Below are 15387 nucleotides of genomic sequence, written 5' to 3' on the forward strand. Positions count from 1 at the left end.
ATCCTGGCCTGTATGTCCCACGATTACCTCGAACGTATTCTCAAAGCGCGCGTCTATGACGTCGCCATCGCCACTCCGCTCGACGCGGCGCCGCGGCTCAGCCGCCGGTTGGGCAACAGCATTCTCTTCAAGCGAGAGGATCTGCAGCCGGTCTTCTCGTTCAAGATTCGCGGCGCCTACAACAAGATTGCACACCTGTCGGAAACGGCCGCCAAGCGCGGTGTGATTTGCGCCTCGGCCGGTAATCACGCCCAGGGCGTGGCGCTGGCTGCCAAGCGTCGCGGCATTCCGGCAACGATCGTCATGCCTCAGACCACGCCGCAGATCAAAGTGCAGGCAGTATTGGATCACGGCGCCGAGGTTGTGCTCCATGGCGACGATTACGATCAGGCGTACGAGCATGCGATGAAGGTGATGAGCGAGCGCCAGCTGGCGTTCATTCATCCATTCGACGATCCGGATGTGATTGCCGGCCAGGGCACCATCGGCATGGAGCTGCTGCGCCAGTGCGCGGGCGAGCAGATCGACGCCATCTTCATCGCGGTCGGCGGCGGCGGCCTGATCGCCGGCGTCGCGGCGTATGTGAAGTATTTGTTTCCGAAGATCAAGATCATCGGCGTCGAGCCCGACGATGCGGATGCGATGTACAAGTCGCTGCAGGCGGGCAAGCGCGTTACGTTGGATCGGGTCGGAATTTTCGCCGATGGCGTCGCCGTGCGCCGCGTCGGCGAGGAAACGTTTCGTCTGGCCCGTGAGTACGTCGATGAGATCATCCTGGTCAGCACGGATGAGATCTGCGCGGCCATGCAGGACATCTTCGAAGAGAACCGCACCATCGTCGAGCCGTCGGGTGCGCTGTCGGTGGCCGGTATCAAACGTTACGTGCAGCGCGAGCAGTGCCGCGATCGCACGTTCATTTCTATCAACTGCGGCGCCAATGTGAATTTCGACCGTCTGCGCCATGTCGCGGAACGCGCCGATATCGGCGGTCAGCGCGAGGCGCTGATTTCAGTGGAGATACCGGAAGCGAAGGGCAGCTTCCTGCGGTTCTGCGAGACGCTCGGCCGACGCAGCATCACCGAATTCAACTATCGCTACAGCGATACTGCTTCCGCGCAGTTGTTCGTCGGCCTGGGCTTGAGCGATGGCCGTCGCGAGAAAGAAGCGACCATCAAGGCGCTGAAGGACACCGGCTATACCGTGCACGACATGAGCGACAACGAAGTCGCCAAGCTGCACGTCCGCTACATGATTGGCGGCCACGCCCGCGGTCTCGACGACGAACGCCTGTTCCGCTTCGAATTCCCCGAGCGCCCCGGCGCGCTGCTGAAGTTCCTCAACGCCATCGGCACCCGCTGGAACATCACTCTGTTCCACTACCGCAACCACGGCTCCGACTACGGCCGCGTCCTCGTCGGCGTGCAGATCCCACCGTCCGAAAGCACCGAATTCGACCTGCACGTCCGCGAACTGAAATATGTGTACGCGGAGGAGACGGATAACTCGGCGTACAAGATGTTCCTGGGCGGTTGACGCTTACTCGGCTCGAGCGCTGTCCACGCTGGCCAGCGCTTCCTTCGTCTTCTTCGTAATCACCGCGTCTTCGCCTTGCGCCTTGGCGAGGATGGGATAGCTCTCGCGCAGTAGCGGCGCCGCGGCGGAGGGACGTTTTTGGGCGAGGAGGGTGCGACCCAAAGAGCTGTTGATGGCGGCTAGTTGAGGGCTGTCGGCGGCGAGGGATTTGGTGGCGATCTGCGAGGCCTGACGCAAGGTTTGTTCGGCTTCTTTCAAGCGGCTTTGTTCCAGCTGCGCGCGGCCGAGGCCGGAGAGGGCGGAAGCGGCGAAGGGATGGTCGGCGGGTAGAGAGGCGCCGTAAATGGCGAGTGCGGCGCTGAAATCCTGCTCAGCGCGAGCTGCGTTGCCGGCATCTACACGCACCAAGCCGAGGTTCACGAGATCATGTCCAACGTAAGGATGCTGATCGCCGCGCGCTTTGCGATCCAAATCGACGACGCGAACCAGCACTTGCTCCGCTTGCGCGAGGTCGCCGCGACGGTGCAGGAAGCGGCCGTAGTTCGCGCTGGCATCCAACGTCATCGGATGCGTCTCGCCCAACACTTTCTCGAGAATCTGCAGTGCTTCCGTATATAGCCCCGCCGCTTCATCGAGCTTGCCGAGCGATTGCGAGGTGAAGGCGAGGTTCAGCACGTGGACGCCGACCTGCGGGTGATCGTTGCCGAGCGCCTGCCGATCGATATCCAGCGCTGCGCGAAACAAAGTGGCCGCGCGCTCGAAATCATTGCGATATGTGTACAGCCCGGCCAGCTCGTTCATCACCGACGCGGCGGCCGAAGTCCGGTCCTGACCATGGAGTCGATAAATCTCGAGGCTGTCGCTGAAGTACCGTTCTGCGCCATCGAGATCGCCGCGCAGCTGCGTGAGGCGGCCGTGTGCGAGCAGCGTCGGCGCGACGGCCACCGCATCGGCTCCTAACAATTCCTTCTGCATGGCCAGTGCCGCATCGAGTTGCTGCGAGCAAGCGTCGAGCTGGCCGCGCTCACACAAGGCAGTGCCGAGTGCCGCGCGGGCCTGCGCCACCTCCGGATGACGCTCGCCATAGATCCGAATGCGCGAGTCCAACGCATCCTGCAACAGCTCCACGGAGCTCTCGTGCAGTCCCATGCTGCCGTAAACGCGCCCAATCGTTCCCAGGAGCGTGGCCCGCGTTTCCGGCTGATCAGCGAGACCAAATCGAATGCGCCGCGCGCCGATATCCAGCATCTCGCGCGCCGTCACTTGGTTACCGCGACTCCGCGACGGGTCGGATAGCTCGAATAACTCTACGAGGAACGATGAAATCTGCTCCGCGCGCGTCCGCTCGGCGGTCGCGACGTCGCGTTCCTTCGCAATCTTCTGTGCCTGGATGTACGTCACTGCCGAGAACGCAGCGAGCGTGATGACCATCGCAACACCCGCGGTCACCGACAGCGCGTGTCGCTTGATGAACTTGCGGGTTCGATAGATCCAAGTGTCACTGGTTGCGAGAACGGGCTGCCCGTTCAAGTGATGCTCGACGTCCGCGGCGAGTTGCTCCGCGGATGCATAGCGACGCTCCGGGTCCTTCCGCATCGACATGCCGATGATGTTGTCGAGGTCGCCGCGCAGCTGCTTCTGCAATCGAGCAGCCGTGGTCGAGCGATGCGAGGCGAGGTCCGCCATCAATTCAGGCGACTCGGTCATCACGCGCGCGACCATTGCGCTCGGCGGCAGTGCCTCCTGCTCGCAGATGATCCGCTCCATGTCCGTGAGGCTGGTGCCGACCAGATGGAACGGCCGCCGGCCGCACAACAATTCGTACATCAGCACGCCGAGCACATAGATGTCGCTGGCGGTCGTGATCACGTCGCCGCGCACCTGCTCGGGGCTGGCATGCGCCGGCGTCATCACCCGGTACTCGAAGTGCGTGACCGCGAGCGTGTGCGCCGAGTGGCGTGAGTCGAGCAGCTTGGCGATGCCGAAATCCAGCAGCTTGGGCACGCCGTCGGGGGTGATCAGGATGTTGTTGGGCTTCAGGTCCCGGTGCACGATCAGGTTCTGATGCGCGTAGTGGACGGCGCCGCAAATGGTCCGCAGCAGCTGTAACCGCTCGGCCACGGACAGCCGCCGACGGTCGCAATAGGTGTCGATGGGTTCGCCGTCGATGTACTCCATGACCAGATACGGCGTGCCGTCGGGCGCGCGGCCACCGTCGAGCAGGCGCGCGATGTTGGGGTGCTGCAGCGTTGCGAGGATCTGCCGCTCCATGCGCAGGCGGCTTTGAATCTGCGGCGAGAACAGCCCGCCGCGCACGATCTTCAGCGCAACGCGCTGCTGATACTCCTCATCGGCGCGCTCGGCGAGATACACGTCGCCCATGCCGCCGGAGCCGAGCTTGCGCACGATGCGGTAGCGGCCGAGCAGTTGCCCTTCGAGCGTTTCCAGCGATGACATGCGCGTGCTTTCGCCGGCGGCGACGTCATCCCAGAAGCCTTGCTCCTGTGCCGCCTTCTCGCCGAGTGCATCGCCAAGTGCGTGCAGAACATGCGACAGCAATGTTTCATCGGCTCCGCAGGCGCGCCGCACGTAGTCGCCACGGTCGCGCGTGCTGAGGCCACGCGCGTGCGCGACGATGGTCGTGACTTGTTCGTGAATGTTCTTGCCGTTGTCCATCGACCGCCATCATGCATCAGGAAGGCGCTACCGTGTAATATGCGCCGGCACGTGAATAACGTGACTCAAAACTGAAATCTGACTGAATTGGGACTAACCCGGAGAGTAACCATGGCAACGAAGCGTAAAGCGAGCAAGAAGGCTGGCAAGAAGAAGGCCGCCCCGAAGAAGGCTGCTCCGAAGAAGAAGGTCGGCAAGAAGAAGGCCAGCAAGAAGGCCGGTGCCACCGTGGTCCGCACGCCGCAAAAGAATTGAGCGAGCGCTGACCAAAGTGAGCGATGCCGTGCCCGTAAGGCGTACGGTATCGCCATTCCTCCCTTAGACGACACTCATGTATCGATCGCTGCGGCCCCTGCAAAACGACCAACTCCACGCGCGCGGCCTGACTTTCCATGTGTATCGCTGGCCCGGCAGCGACCCGGATCCGCTGGTGCTGCTGCACGGCTGGGGCGATACGGGCGAAACGTATCAGTTCCTCGTCGATTGCTTCGCTGCCGACCGCACCTGTGTTGCCATCGACATGCGCGGCTTCGGTCGCACGCAATGGCCTGCCGATGGCTATTGGTTTCCCGACTATCTCGCCGACCTCGATGCGCTGTTGGACCAGCTGGCGCCCGATGCGCCCATCGACCTGGTCGGCCACAGCATGGGCGGCAATATCGCCATGCTGTATGCGGGCGTGCGGCCGCAGCGCATACGCCGACTCGTCAGCCTCGAAGGCTTTGGCATGGCGCGCACGACACCCGATCAGGCGCCGGCCCGTTATGCCGAATGGCTCGATGAAGTGAAGCACGGCACGGAATTCGCCGTTTACGAAAATTACGAGCAGCTGGTTCGCGTGCTCGCGCGTCGCAACCCCCGCACTCCCAAGGAGCGCGTGGAGTTCATTGCGCGCTCCTGGGGACAAACGCGAGGCGACGGCAAGGTCGAGTTGCGCGCCGATCCCAAACACAAGCGAACCAATCCGGTGCTGTACTCACGCGAGCAGGCCGAAGCTTGCTGGCGCGCGATCGAAGCGCCGTTGTTATTCGTGTTGGGCGATCAATCCGATCTGGTGAAGCGCATGGGCGACGAGCTCGCCGAGCCCAGGCTGCGCGCGATCTATCGCCAGCTCAGCTTCGCGGTCGTCAACGACGCCGGCCACATGATGCACCACGAGCGGCCGGGTGAAGTCGCCGCTCTGATCGAAGAATTCCTCGAGAACAAATAAAAAGGGACAGATTGAACTCTGTCCCTGGTAGCAAACCAACGTTCGCTTACTTTTCTTTCAGCTCATCCGCCGTGTCTTCGGCGCCTTCGCGTGCTTCATCGATGGCGTCATCCACTTTGTTCTCGGTCGATTCTTCGCCGCCGTTCTTGAGCGTATCGACGGCCTCATCGACTTCCTCGCCGGCTTGTTCCACCGGCCCTTTCTTGTCGCACGCAGCGAGGCCGACACTCAGCGTCGCTGCCAGCAGCGCGGACCAAAGCAGCTTTCCAGTCGTTTTCATGATGTTTCTCCGCTGTAAAAATTCGTCAGAAAAACGTTTACGCATGCGGGAAGTTCCGAATTGCTGCGCCGGAACCGGACATAAGCTCAGGCGTTCCGAAGTTGAAGAGGCGCGCGGTACAAGGAGGGTCGCGAGCTGGAGTTCTCAACGAGGGTACGGAGGTTCACATGTTGTCTTGGGCGCTGACGTTCTTTGTAGTCGCGATCATTGCCGCCGTGCTGGGCTTCACCAGCATTGCCGGCGCCGCGGCCGGTATCGCGAAAATCCTGTTCTTTATTTTCCTGGTCCTGACTTTGGTGGCGCTGGTGGGTGGCGCGTTGCGCGGCAGGCCTCCAGTCTGACGAGGGGGACGAGCAAAAAGAAACGGGGCCGAAAGGCCCCGTTTTTTTAGGGTCTGAAAGAGAAGATCAGGCGAACAGCAACGCCTGACTGACCGCGACGCGCACCGTCTCGGGCACGAACGGCTTGGTGACCAGGAATGTAGGTTCGGGACGCTCGCCTGTCAGCAGACGCTCCGGATACGCGGTGATGAACACGATCGGCACCTCCACCTCGCTCAGGATCTGCCGGACGGCGTCGATGCCGGAGCTGCCGTCGGCGAGCTTGATGTCCGCCAGCACCAGGCCCGGCTCTGTCTTGCGCGCGGCGCGGACGGCTTCGTCGCGGGTGGTCGCAATTGCCGCGACGGTGTGGCCCATCTCGCGCACGATGCTCTGGAGGTCGAGCGAAATGATGGGCTCGTCTTCGATGATGAGCACCTTGGTGCTGGGCTGGTTGGAGATCTCGCGCACCGCCTGGCTCACCATTTGTTTCACTTCCTCTTCGTCGACGCTGAGGATTTGGGCGGCATCGACGATGTTGAAGCCTTCCATCGCGGTGAGCAGCAATGCCTGACGACGCGCCGGCGTGAGCTCGCTCAAGCGCCGTTCGACACCATCGGCGTCGCGCTTTGCCGACGCCGCCGGCACCTCGATGTGCGCGCTGTTCCAGAGTTTATGGAACAAGCGATACAGGCCAACCCTTGGAGACAGGCGGGCATCCAGTACCGAAGTATCGGCAACAATCGCTTCCAGACATGCCCGGACATAGGCATCGCCACTTTTCTGCGTGCCGCACAGCGCGCGGGCGTACCGGCGCAGATAGGGCAGATGTTCGGCGATGGCGTGAGCTAAGGCCATGGAGACTCCTGAATACGGTTCTTTAGCGGCGCGATGGAGCGCTCTGGATGAATGCAGCAATACTATGTACGAACGGGGGAGAAGGTTCCTTACTCCCTGGAACTTTTTCACGGCGCTAGGCGTTCTCTCCGCCACTGAGCGTTAGACCCCAGGTATGGACCATGCGCGATCCGTCGCGCCATTACCCCAATCAGCCATGATCATGAGTGAGCAAACCAAGCCTGACGAGCCCGTCGAAGCACCGATTGCGAGCGCGGCGACGGAGCAAGTCCCCGATTGGCTCGGATCGCGCTTGAAGCGCATGTTCACCGACGTCATGGACGAGCCGGTGCCCGACGAGTTCAAGCAGCTGTTGAAGCAGCTTGAAGACAAGGAGCGTGGCGCTTGAGCGGGACGCACGGGGCGCCGCCCATGACCGGCCAGGATAAATTTCTCGATCAGGTGACGGCCTTGCTGCCGGCACTGCGTGCTTTCGGACGTTCCTTGTGCGGCGACCCGGCGCGTGCCGACGACCTGGTGCAGGACACGGTGCTGAAGGCATGGACCAACCGTGAGCAATTCCAGACGGGCAGCAACCTGAAAGCCTGGTTGTTCACGATTCTGCGCAATTGCTATTACTCCGAGCTGCGCCATCGAAAGTTCGAGATCGAGGATCCGGACGGCATCTGCGCATCGCAGATGGCCATCGCGCCGGACCACGATGCAAAGCTGCACCTGCGCGATTTGAACCGCGCGCTGCAGGAGCTGCCGGTGGATCAGCGCGAAGCACTGGTGCTGGTGTGTGCGACCGGCCTGTCCTATGAAGAAGCGGCAGACGTGTGCCAGGTCGCGGTGGGCACCATCAAAAGCCGTATTGCGCGCGCTCGCGACCGCCTGGTCGAGCTGCTCGGCGAGGATGCCACTCAGGTGACCGGGACGTTGCCCGCGGTAAACTCTCTCAGCGAGCCTAATATCAGCAATGAACGGCGCTCGGGCGTGTCCTGAGCACTGAGGTTGTTCCGCTGCGGGGAGTCGCTGCTTGAAGAGCGCCAAGATCGTCGCCGCGCCGCGTTCCTGGTTTGGTCGCAATGCCGGCCTGCGTCCGCGGCTCGTGCTCATCGTCGGCATCGCTATGCTGGCGCCGGGCGCGCTCGCGGTCTTGCAGGCGATTTCGAGCTACAACAGCAGCATGCGGATCCTGGAGCAGAACCTCGCCCAGGCCGCGCAGCTGTCGGCGACCGAGCAGGTCAACATGATCTCGGCGTCGCGCGAGATCCTCACCAGCCTTGCCGCACAACCCGACGTTCGAGCCGGCGAAGGCCTCGCGTGCCGGCGCGCTCTGCAGCGAGCCATCGGCGGACTCGATCAATACTCGGGCGCGTCGGTCGTCGACGCAAAGGGCGATTTCAGCTGCGCCTCCGGCCCGACGCGCAGCGGTGTGAACGTCGCCGACCGGCAGTGGTTCATCTCCGTCATGAGCGGCGATGGGTTCGTCATCAGCGACCTGCTGGTCAGTCGCTGGCTGGGCACCTGGGGCATCATCACCGCCGTACCGCTGGTCAACGAGGACGGTGTCATTCAAGGCGCGGTGGCGCTGTTCATCGGCCTGGACTGGCTGACGCGTCGCTATCACTCCGGCAACGAGACCGACGACACCGCATTCGCACTGCTGGATAGCCAGGGCGAGATCATCACGGGCGAATCGCAGCGTTCGCCGGCCCGCTCGCCGCTGCCAGCGCGCGACATCGTGAACGAGCACCTGCGTGAGCACATGCAAGGCGGTCAGACTCAGACGTTCCGCGCGCGCGGCCATGATGGAACGTGGCGGCTTTATGCCATCAGTCCGCTGCTCGGCGGTCGCATCTTCGTCATTCTCGGCACCCCGGTGCTGACCGCGATCGGTCCGTTGGCGCTGCAAGTTGCGTGGGGCGTGTTCACTCCGTTGTTGATGTGGGCGCTCGCCATCGCCGTCGTCTGGTTTGGCATCGAGCATCTGGTCGTGCGCTGGATCACGTATCTCGAGCGCATTACCTCGGCGTATGCGGCCGGTCGGCACAGCGTGCGCCCGGAACGGGTCAGTGCCGCGCCAGCGGAGATTCGCAGTCTCGGAGAAACGTTCTCGCGCATGGCGGATCTGTTGTCGGCCCGCGAGAACGAGCTTCGCGACTCGCTCCAGCAAAAAGAAATCCTGGTGCGCGAGATTCATCATCGCGTGAAGAACAATCTGCAGCTGGTGATGAGTTTGCTCAACCTGCACGCGCGCCGGATTCGCGATCCGCGGGCCGAGGTTGCATTCGCCGAAGCGCGCAGTCGCATCAACGCGCTCGCAACGTTGCACCGGCGTTTGTATGAATCCGAGAACCTGCAGGAGATCGACCTGAAGTGGTTCCTGGAAGACTTGTGCGCCGAGTTGCGTCGCGGTGGCTTGTCCCGGGGGCGCAATGTCGAGCTGACGGTCGACTCGCCGAGCGAAGTCATCGGCCCCGACGTGGCTGTGCCGCTCGGATTGCTGGTGACCGAAGCGATCACCAACGCGTACAAGCACGCGTTCAACGAACGCGACGGCGGCCATATCCGGGTGCAGATCGTGCGAGAGTCGCCTGCGACCTTGCTGCTCACCATTCGCGACGACGGCACCGGTTTCGACATGTCGGCCAGCTCGCCGGATCAAAGCGGCTTGGGCCGCTCGCTCATCGAAGCATTCGTACGCCAGTTGCGCGGCGAGCTGGAGACGCGCTCGGAGGAGGGGACGGTCGTACAGGTCAGATTCCCCGCTCAGCTCAAGCCGGACGATAAAAAACACGGCGGACACCACGCGCCCCATCATGCCGGCGCTCACAATGTGTCCGGCATGACGCAGCCCGGTCCGGTTCCGGCGACGGCGCCGCCGCCCGGGGAGCCGACGACCCGATCGGCTTGAGCGACTAGCACAAATCTAATAGCTCCCGTCTGGGTCTTTGCGGCGCGCCCCAGTATCCTGGCGTGTCTGTAACGGACTTCCTTCCCGGCACCGCATGACCAGTCTGAGTGCGCAAACGCAAAGCGTGCTGCGCCACCCCAATGTATTGCGCTTCATTGGCGGACGCTTTCTTGCGTCACTCGGGGCGCAGATCCAGGTCGTCGCCGTCGGCTGGCAGATGTATGACATCACCGGCGATCCGCTCGACCTGGGCTTGATCGGTCTGTCGCAGTTCATTCCGTTCGTGACGTTGATTCTTCCGGCCGGTCACGCTGCGGACAATTACAACCGCGCTCGCATCGTGACCACCTGTTACCTGACCAGCTCGATGTGCGCGCTGGCGTTGCTGATCATGACGCTGCGTGGCCTGCTGTCGGCGTGGCCGATCTTCCTGATCATGATGGCGCTGGGCGCGTCACGCGCGTTCTCGATGCCGGCCTCGCAGTCAGTGCTGCCGAATCTGGTGCCGGCCGACGCGTTCCGCCGCGCCGTCGCGTTGAATTCATCGTCTCAACAGGTCGCTACCATCATCGGTCCGGCGGTCGGCGGTGTGCTGTACCTCGCGGGGCCGTCGGTCGTGTATGCGACCGTGATGACGCTGGCGCTGACCGCAGCGCTGTTGATGTTTCAAGTTCGCGGCGCGAGCCAGCCGGTGAGCACGACTCGGGAGCCGTTGAGCTTGGAAACCCTGCTTTCCGGCTTGAAGTTCGTGCGCTCGCGACCCGTGGTGCTCGGCGCGATCTCACTCGATCTGTTTGCGGTGATGCTCGGCGGCGCCACGGCGCTGATGCCGATGTTTGCAAGTGACATTCTTCACGTCGGCCCGACCGGCCTCGGCTTGCTGCGAACCGCGCCGGGGATCGGCGCTGCGGCCTGCGGCCTGGTGCTCGCGTTGAGTCCGATCTCGCGCCACGTTGGATCGTGGATGTTTGGCGGCGTCGCGATGTTCGGCGTCGCGACCATCGTGTTCGGCCTCAGTACCAGTTTCTATGTGTCGATGGCGGCGTTGGTCGTGCTCGGCGCGGCGGATATGGTCAGCGTCTATGTGCGTCATCTGCTCGTGCAGTTGGATACACCCGATTACATCCGCGGCCGAGTGAGCGCGGTGAGCTCGGTGTTCATCGGCGCGTCGAACGAGTTGGGCGATTTTGAATCTGGCGTGATGGCCAGGTGGTGGGGCGCGGTTCGCGCCGTGCTGATCGGCGGCGTCGCGACGCTTGTGGTTACCGGTCTATGGACGCGGTTGTTCCCCGTGCTGTGGAAAATGCAGGAGTTCCCCCAGCAGCAGAAGAAGTAGTTGCCAGCCTGGTTTTATATCCAGTACTATCGTGTTCATGCCCAGCCCGATTCGCCCTGCTGTTCGCAACGGACGCGGCGCCGTGTCGAATCCTGCTGGGCGCTTTGAACCCACCCGCGCCGAAGCAGTGGACGATGGCTGGGGCACGATCGAAGAAGCGTTGCCGCCGCTGGAAACCACGGTGCAGCCGGAACCGGCGCGCTCCATCATCAGCCGCAATAAATCGCCTGATATTTCCTTCGACCAGTCGATCAATCCCTATCGCGGCTGTGAGCACGGCTGCATCTATTGTTACGCCCGGCCCTCGCACGGCTACCTGAATCTCTCGCCGGGCCTGGATTTCGAGACCAAGCTGTTCTACAAGGCGGACGCGGCGCGCCTGCTCGAGCAAGAGCTGTCGGCGAAGAGCTATCGCTGCTCGCCGATTACGATCGGCGCCAATACCGATCCCTACCAGCCGATCGAGCGCGAGTACCGCGTCACCCGCAGCATCATCGAAGTGCTGGCGAAGCGTCGGCATCCGTTCTCCATCATCACCAAGAGCGCCATGATCGAGCGCGATATCGACCTGCTTGCGCCGCTCGCCAAGGACAACCTGGTTTACACGCTGGTCAGCGTCACCACGCTGGACAACGACATCAAGCGCACGCTCGAGCCGCGCACGGCGTCGCCGGCAGCGCGACTGCGAGCCATTCGCAGCTTGAGCTCAGCGGGAATACCGGTGGGAGTGATGATTGCGCCCGTGATTCCGGTACTCACGGATTCTGAGCTGGAAAAAATTGTCGAGGCGGCGGCGGCGGCCGGCGCGCGCTCGGCCGGCTATGTACTGCTGCGTTTGCCGTACGAGCTGAAGGATTTATTTCGCGAGTGGCTCGATGAACACGAGCCGCTGAAGGCCAAGCACGTCTGGTCGAGATTGCACGATATGCGCGGCGGGCGTGACAACGATCCGCGCTGGGGCCATCGTCAGCGCGGCGAAGGACAATATGCCGACCTGCTGGCGCAGCGGTTTGCGGCTGCGTGCACTCGATACGGCCTGAAACATCGCGAGAGATTTGTGCACAACACGGCGTTGTTTGTTGCGGGCTCCACTGCAAGTGGCGGAGAGTCGCGGCAAATGTCGTTGCTTTGAAGCGCCGTCGCGCGCTCGCGCGGCTGTCACATTCGAACGCATTGGCCCAAAGGCCCATTTGACATTGCACCTATAATTCGCGATTGAGCATCTCAAGTGCTTGCGCGTTTTCCCGGCATTGACGTATGAATGGCTGGCGTATACTCGATCGTAAAGGTCGGGCGCGACGCGACCGGTGAGCCGATGCAGGAAGCGAATCGGATTGCCGTAAGTCGGCGAACGCTTCAGGACGGATTGATCCTCGACCTGAACTTCCTGGAGAAGATCAATGAATTCTGGTGTCACTGTCTCGCCGCGTCTCGCGATGGCCATCGCGACGCTGGGCACGACTCTTCTGACGAGCGGGTGCATGACCGCGAAGATCGAGGAGTTGCGTGAGGCGCCTACGCAAATCACTTCCCACGAGGCAATCGTGCTGCTCGCCAAGCCGCATCTGGAAGGCACGGGCACGGAAGACAAATTTCTCGATTGTCTGGAGCGCGAGCTGGTCGGCGAGTCGGTCTCCGCCAGCGTTGCCGAGAGGCAACGCGCGGGCAAGGAATTCGAGCCTCGCAGCAACCTGAGCAAGGGTCCATTCCAGATCTACGCGGATCACTATTTCGTCGACGCGCTGTATCCGTGGCTCGAACCCAGCACCGCACCGGCCAACGCACAGGGCTTCAGCGCGTTTCTCGCGCGTCCCGGCGTGTCCGAACGTGTCGCCGAGATGGGCGTGCGCTACATCGTGTGGGTCGACGGCGTGACTCAAAAGACTGACGGCGGCGGCAGCATCGCGTGCGCGGCCGGCCCCGGTGGCGCCGGCTGTCTGGGGCTGGGCTGGTGGGAGAAGTCCTCGGATTACGAAGCGACGGTCTGGGACCTGCGCCAGGGCATCAGCGCTGGCAGTCTCACCACCGACGTGAAGGGCACGTCGGTAATGATCGGCGCCATCGCTCCGATTCCGCTGATCGCGCCGGTGCAGAGCACCGCCTGCGATCGGCTCGCGGGGCAGCTGAAGTCGTTTTTGATGGGTACGGAAGACGAGGAGACGGTGGCGGTGTCGCCCAATTGAGAGGCGCATTGAGCCGAACTCGGATTTCGCGCATTGAACTTGGAGGCGGCACATTCATCGAACGTGGGCTGACCTCGACAGACTTGGGTCAGCGCGCGTTCAGCTGATCGGTCGCACAGTTCCTTTGGCGTCATGCGTCCTCATGCGCGCCAGGGGAAAGGAAGGAGAGGACATGCAGAGTCAACCCACTCGGATTCCGGCCACCGCGCCAGAGCTGCCAGCGACGTCCAAGCGTCGGCTGACGCTGGCCGTGCAATGTGTGCTCGTCGGTTCCGTCTCCGCCTTCCTCATGGGCGGTTGCCCACAACAGCAATCTTCCTCCTCGATGCCCTCGAGCAGCATGCCGAGCGGCGGTTCTTCCGGCTCCTCCGGTGGATCGTCGGGTTCGTCGGGTTCTAGCGGCGGCGGCTCTTCCGGCGGTTCATCCAGCAGCATGCCCAGCGGCGGATCGAGCGGCGGTGGTCGTTCCAGCGGCGGAATGCCTTCATCGGGTGGCGCGAGCGGCGGTGGCGGCTCGTCGGGTATGCCTTCTTCATCTTCTTCTTCCCAGGGCAGTCAGGGCGGCTCCATGGGTGGTGGCCAGTCCGGCGGACAAAGTGGCGGCGGCGCGAACGCTGGCGGCTCATCGGGCGGCAGCTCCGGCGGATCGCAAGGTGGCGGCAGTCAGGGCGGTGGTTCGCAAGGCGGCTCAGCTGGCGGAGCGGGCGGGCAGTCCGGCGGCGCCGCGGGCGGCTCTTCGGGTGGTTCGAGCGGCGGCCAGAGCGGCGGCGGTTCTTCCGGTCCGAATGTGACTGTCGGTAGTTCACTGCCGGGCGCTGGTTTGCCCTCGGCGGGTTTGCCTTCGCCTAGCACCGGCGGTGCGGGCGGAGATCAGAGTGGCGGCTTGCCGAGCGCTGGCGGTGGCGGCAGTAGCGGCGGAGCGCAAGGCGGTGGCGCCCAAGGCGGCGGTGGCGGTTCAGCCGGCTCGCAAGATTCTTCGAGCGGCGGCACATCCGGCGGCGGCTCCCCGAACGAAAGCATCTTCAAAGGATCCAGCGGCGGCGGTGGCGCGGCCGGCGGATCGGCCGGTGGCGGTGGCGCAGCAGGCGGCGCGGCTGGCGGTGGTGGAATGCAAGGCGGCGGCGCAGCCGGCGGTGCCGGAGCAAATGCCGGCGGCATGCAAGGTGGCGGCGGCATGCAAGGCGGCGGTGGCGCGGCCGGTGGCGCCGGAGCAAACGGCGGCGGCATGCAAGGTGGCGGCGCGCAGGGCGGTGGATCTGCCGGCGGCGCTGCAGGTGGCGGTGGAATGCAGGGCGGCGGTTCTGCAGGCGGCGGTGGCGCCGCAGGTGGAGCTGGCGCCATGGGTGGCGGCGGTTATCCGTCGGCCGGGGGCGGGGCCGCCGGTGGTGGCGGCGCCCAAGGAAGCCAAGGTGGCGGTGCTGGCGGTGGTGGCGATCAAGGTGCGCAGGGCGGCGGCGCTGGAGACGGCGGCGGTGGTGGCGGCGGTCCGATGACCGGCGGCGAACGCACCGCGCAGATCGATCGCAAGTTCGACGAATCCTTCAGCATCTTCGACGGCCGAATGCGTAGAGAGCAGGCCGATATCGCCGGACAGCGCGGCAATGGTCGCGGCGGAGGCGGTGGACAAGGCAACACTGACGGCAGCGGCGGCCAGGGTGCAGGTGCTGAAGGTGCCGCTGGCGAGGGCGATGGCGCTGGCGCGGGTCAAGGCAATGGCAGTGGCCAGGGCCGCAATGGTCAAGGTCAGGGACAAGGCCAGGGACAGGGACAGGGCGAAGGTCAGGGTCAGGGAGAAGGGCAAGGCCAAGGCCAGGGTGGCGGCCGCCAGGGTGGCGGTGGCGGTGTGGGCGGCGGCGCCAGTGGCGGCAGCGGTCCGAACACGGTGCCCGCGGGTATTCCGGATGGCAGCGACGACGACATCGTCGCCCGTCAGTTGCGCGAAGCCGCAATGAACGAAACCGATCCGGAGCTGCGCGAGAAACTCTGGCAGGAGTATCGGAATTATAAGAAGGGGACCTGAGGGCCCCCTTCCTCGATGAGCTGAGCGAAAAGCAAAAACTGGCGGAACGAATAAGGTCAATGGGGCAGGTAA

The 15387-nt window shown here is 63.7% G+C and carries 14 protein-coding genes; 11 read left to right on the forward strand and 3 right to left on the reverse strand.

Going from position 1 to position 15387, the window contains the following annotated elements; all coding sequences use genetic code 11:
* The first annotated feature begins 12 nt into the window (after positions 1-12).
* Complete coding sequence (gene ilvA / locus EK373_RS06460) at positions 13-1533, forward strand: threonine ammonia-lyase, biosynthetic (RefSeq protein WP_129641890.1); 1521 nt, start codon at positions 13-15, stop codon at positions 1531-1533.
* A gap of 3 nt (positions 1534-1536) precedes the next feature.
* Here ilvA and EK373_RS06465 read toward each other — a convergent pair whose 3' ends face one another.
* Positions 1537-4209: a tetratricopeptide repeat protein gene (locus tag EK373_RS06465; protein ID WP_129641891.1), complete on the reverse strand. Its 2673-nt coding sequence runs from the start codon at positions 4207-4209 to the stop codon at positions 1537-1539.
* A gap of 111 nt (positions 4210-4320) precedes the next feature.
* On the opposite strand from EK373_RS06465, the gene EK373_RS33005 reads away from it, so the two are divergent.
* Together EK373_RS33005 and EK373_RS06470 are read left to right on the forward strand one after the other, a co-directional pair.
* Positions 4321-4464 (forward strand): hypothetical protein, encoded by a 144-nt coding sequence (locus tag EK373_RS33005; protein ID WP_157994250.1) that lies wholly within the window; start codon positions 4321-4323, stop codon positions 4462-4464.
* A gap of 76 nt (positions 4465-4540) precedes the next feature.
* Positions 4541-5419: an alpha/beta fold hydrolase gene (locus EK373_RS06470; RefSeq protein WP_129641892.1), complete on the forward strand. Its 879-nt coding sequence runs from the start codon at positions 4541-4543 to the stop codon at positions 5417-5419.
* A 46-nt stretch (positions 5420-5465) separates the two neighbouring features.
* On the opposite strand, the gene EK373_RS06475 is transcribed toward EK373_RS06470, so the two are convergent.
* Positions 5466-5699, reverse strand: a complete 234-nt coding sequence (locus tag EK373_RS06475) for a hypothetical protein (RefSeq protein ID WP_129641893.1) — start codon at positions 5697-5699, stop codon at positions 5466-5468.
* A 167-nt stretch (positions 5700-5866) separates the two neighbouring features.
* Between EK373_RS06475 and EK373_RS06480 the strand changes: the two genes are divergently transcribed.
* On the forward strand, positions 5867-6040 hold the full coding sequence (locus EK373_RS06480; protein WP_129641894.1) for a DUF1328 domain-containing protein: 174 nt from the start codon (positions 5867-5869) through the stop codon (positions 6038-6040).
* Between the two features lie 66 nt (positions 6041-6106).
* Here the strand turns inward: EK373_RS06480 and EK373_RS06485 are convergent, their stop codons facing one another.
* The gene (locus EK373_RS06485) at positions 6107-6877 is read right to left on the reverse strand and encodes a response regulator (protein WP_129641895.1); all 771 of its coding nucleotides are present in this window, start codon (positions 6875-6877) and stop codon (positions 6107-6109) included.
* 202 nt (positions 6878-7079) lie between these two features.
* On the opposite strand from EK373_RS06485, the gene EK373_RS06490 reads away from it, so the two are divergent.
* The 7 genes from EK373_RS06490 to EK373_RS33315 all read left to right on the forward strand — a co-directional run bounded on the left by EK373_RS06490 (position 7080) and on the right by EK373_RS33315 (position 15315).
* A complete protein-coding gene (locus EK373_RS06490) occupies positions 7080-7265 on the forward strand; it encodes a NepR family anti-sigma factor (protein ID WP_129641896.1) in 186 nt (61 codons plus the stop codon).
* Complete coding sequence (locus EK373_RS06495) at positions 7262-7861, forward strand: sigma-70 family RNA polymerase sigma factor (protein WP_198683107.1); 600 nt, start codon at positions 7262-7264, stop codon at positions 7859-7861. Before EK373_RS06490 ends, EK373_RS06495 begins: the two co-directional genes overlap by 4 nt.
* A 34-nt stretch (positions 7862-7895) precedes the next feature.
* Positions 7896-9776 (forward strand): sensor histidine kinase, encoded by a 1881-nt coding sequence (locus EK373_RS06500; protein WP_129641897.1) that lies wholly within the window; start codon positions 7896-7898, stop codon positions 9774-9776.
* Between the two features lie 94 nt (positions 9777-9870).
* Positions 9871-11112, forward strand: a complete 1242-nt coding sequence (locus EK373_RS06505) for an MFS transporter (RefSeq protein ID WP_129641898.1) — start codon at positions 9871-9873, stop codon at positions 11110-11112.
* Positions 11113-11149: 37 nt separating this feature from the next.
* Complete coding sequence (locus EK373_RS06510) at positions 11150-12244, forward strand: PA0069 family radical SAM protein (protein ID WP_129641899.1); 1095 nt, start codon at positions 11150-11152, stop codon at positions 12242-12244.
* 268 nt (positions 12245-12512) lie between these two features.
* On the forward strand, positions 12513-13295 hold the full coding sequence (locus EK373_RS06515) for a hypothetical protein (RefSeq protein ID WP_129641900.1): 783 nt from the start codon (positions 12513-12515) through the stop codon (positions 13293-13295).
* Positions 13296-13467: 172 nt separating this feature from the next.
* Positions 13468-15315 (forward strand): hypothetical protein, encoded by a 1848-nt coding sequence (locus tag EK373_RS33315; RefSeq protein WP_198683335.1) that lies wholly within the window; start codon positions 13468-13470, stop codon positions 15313-15315.
* The last annotated feature ends 72 nt before the right edge of the window (positions 15316-15387 follow it).

Origin of the sequence: Peristeroidobacter agariperforans, assembly GCF_004138335.1 — a bacterium.
Taxonomy (GTDB): Bacteria; Pseudomonadota; Gammaproteobacteria; order Steroidobacterales; family Steroidobacteraceae; genus Steroidobacter; species Steroidobacter agariperforans.

Coding starts and splice junctions, on each gene's coding strand:
- ilvA (WP_129641890.1), top strand. CDS start 13: ATGTCCCACGATTACCTCGAACGTATTCTCAAAGCGCGCGTCTATGAC.
- EK373_RS06465 (WP_129641891.1), bottom strand. CDS start 4,209: ATGGACAACGGCAAGAACATTCACGAACAAGTCACGACCATCGTCGCG.
- EK373_RS33005 (WP_157994250.1), top strand. CDS start 4,321: ATGGCAACGAAGCGTAAAGCGAGCAAGAAGGCTGGCAAGAAGAAGGCC.
- EK373_RS06470 (WP_129641892.1), top strand. CDS start 4,541: ATGTATCGATCGCTGCGGCCCCTGCAAAACGACCAACTCCACGCGCGC.
- EK373_RS06475 (WP_129641893.1), bottom strand. CDS start 5,699: ATGAAAACGACTGGAAAGCTGCTTTGGTCCGCGCTGCTGGCAGCGACG.
- EK373_RS06480 (WP_129641894.1), top strand. CDS start 5,867: ATGTTGTCTTGGGCGCTGACGTTCTTTGTAGTCGCGATCATTGCCGCC.
- EK373_RS06485 (WP_129641895.1), bottom strand. CDS start 6,877: ATGGCCTTAGCTCACGCCATCGCCGAACATCTGCCCTATCTGCGCCGG.
- EK373_RS06490 (WP_129641896.1), top strand. CDS start 7,080: ATGAGTGAGCAAACCAAGCCTGACGAGCCCGTCGAAGCACCGATTGCG.
- EK373_RS06505 (WP_129641898.1), top strand. CDS start 9,871: ATGACCAGTCTGAGTGCGCAAACGCAAAGCGTGCTGCGCCACCCCAAT.
- EK373_RS06510 (WP_129641899.1), top strand. CDS start 11,150: ATGCCCAGCCCGATTCGCCCTGCTGTTCGCAACGGACGCGGCGCCGTG.
- EK373_RS06515 (WP_129641900.1), top strand. CDS start 12,513: ATGAATTCTGGTGTCACTGTCTCGCCGCGTCTCGCGATGGCCATCGCG.
- EK373_RS33315 (WP_198683335.1), top strand. CDS start 13,468: ATGCAGAGTCAACCCACTCGGATTCCGGCCACCGCGCCAGAGCTGCCA.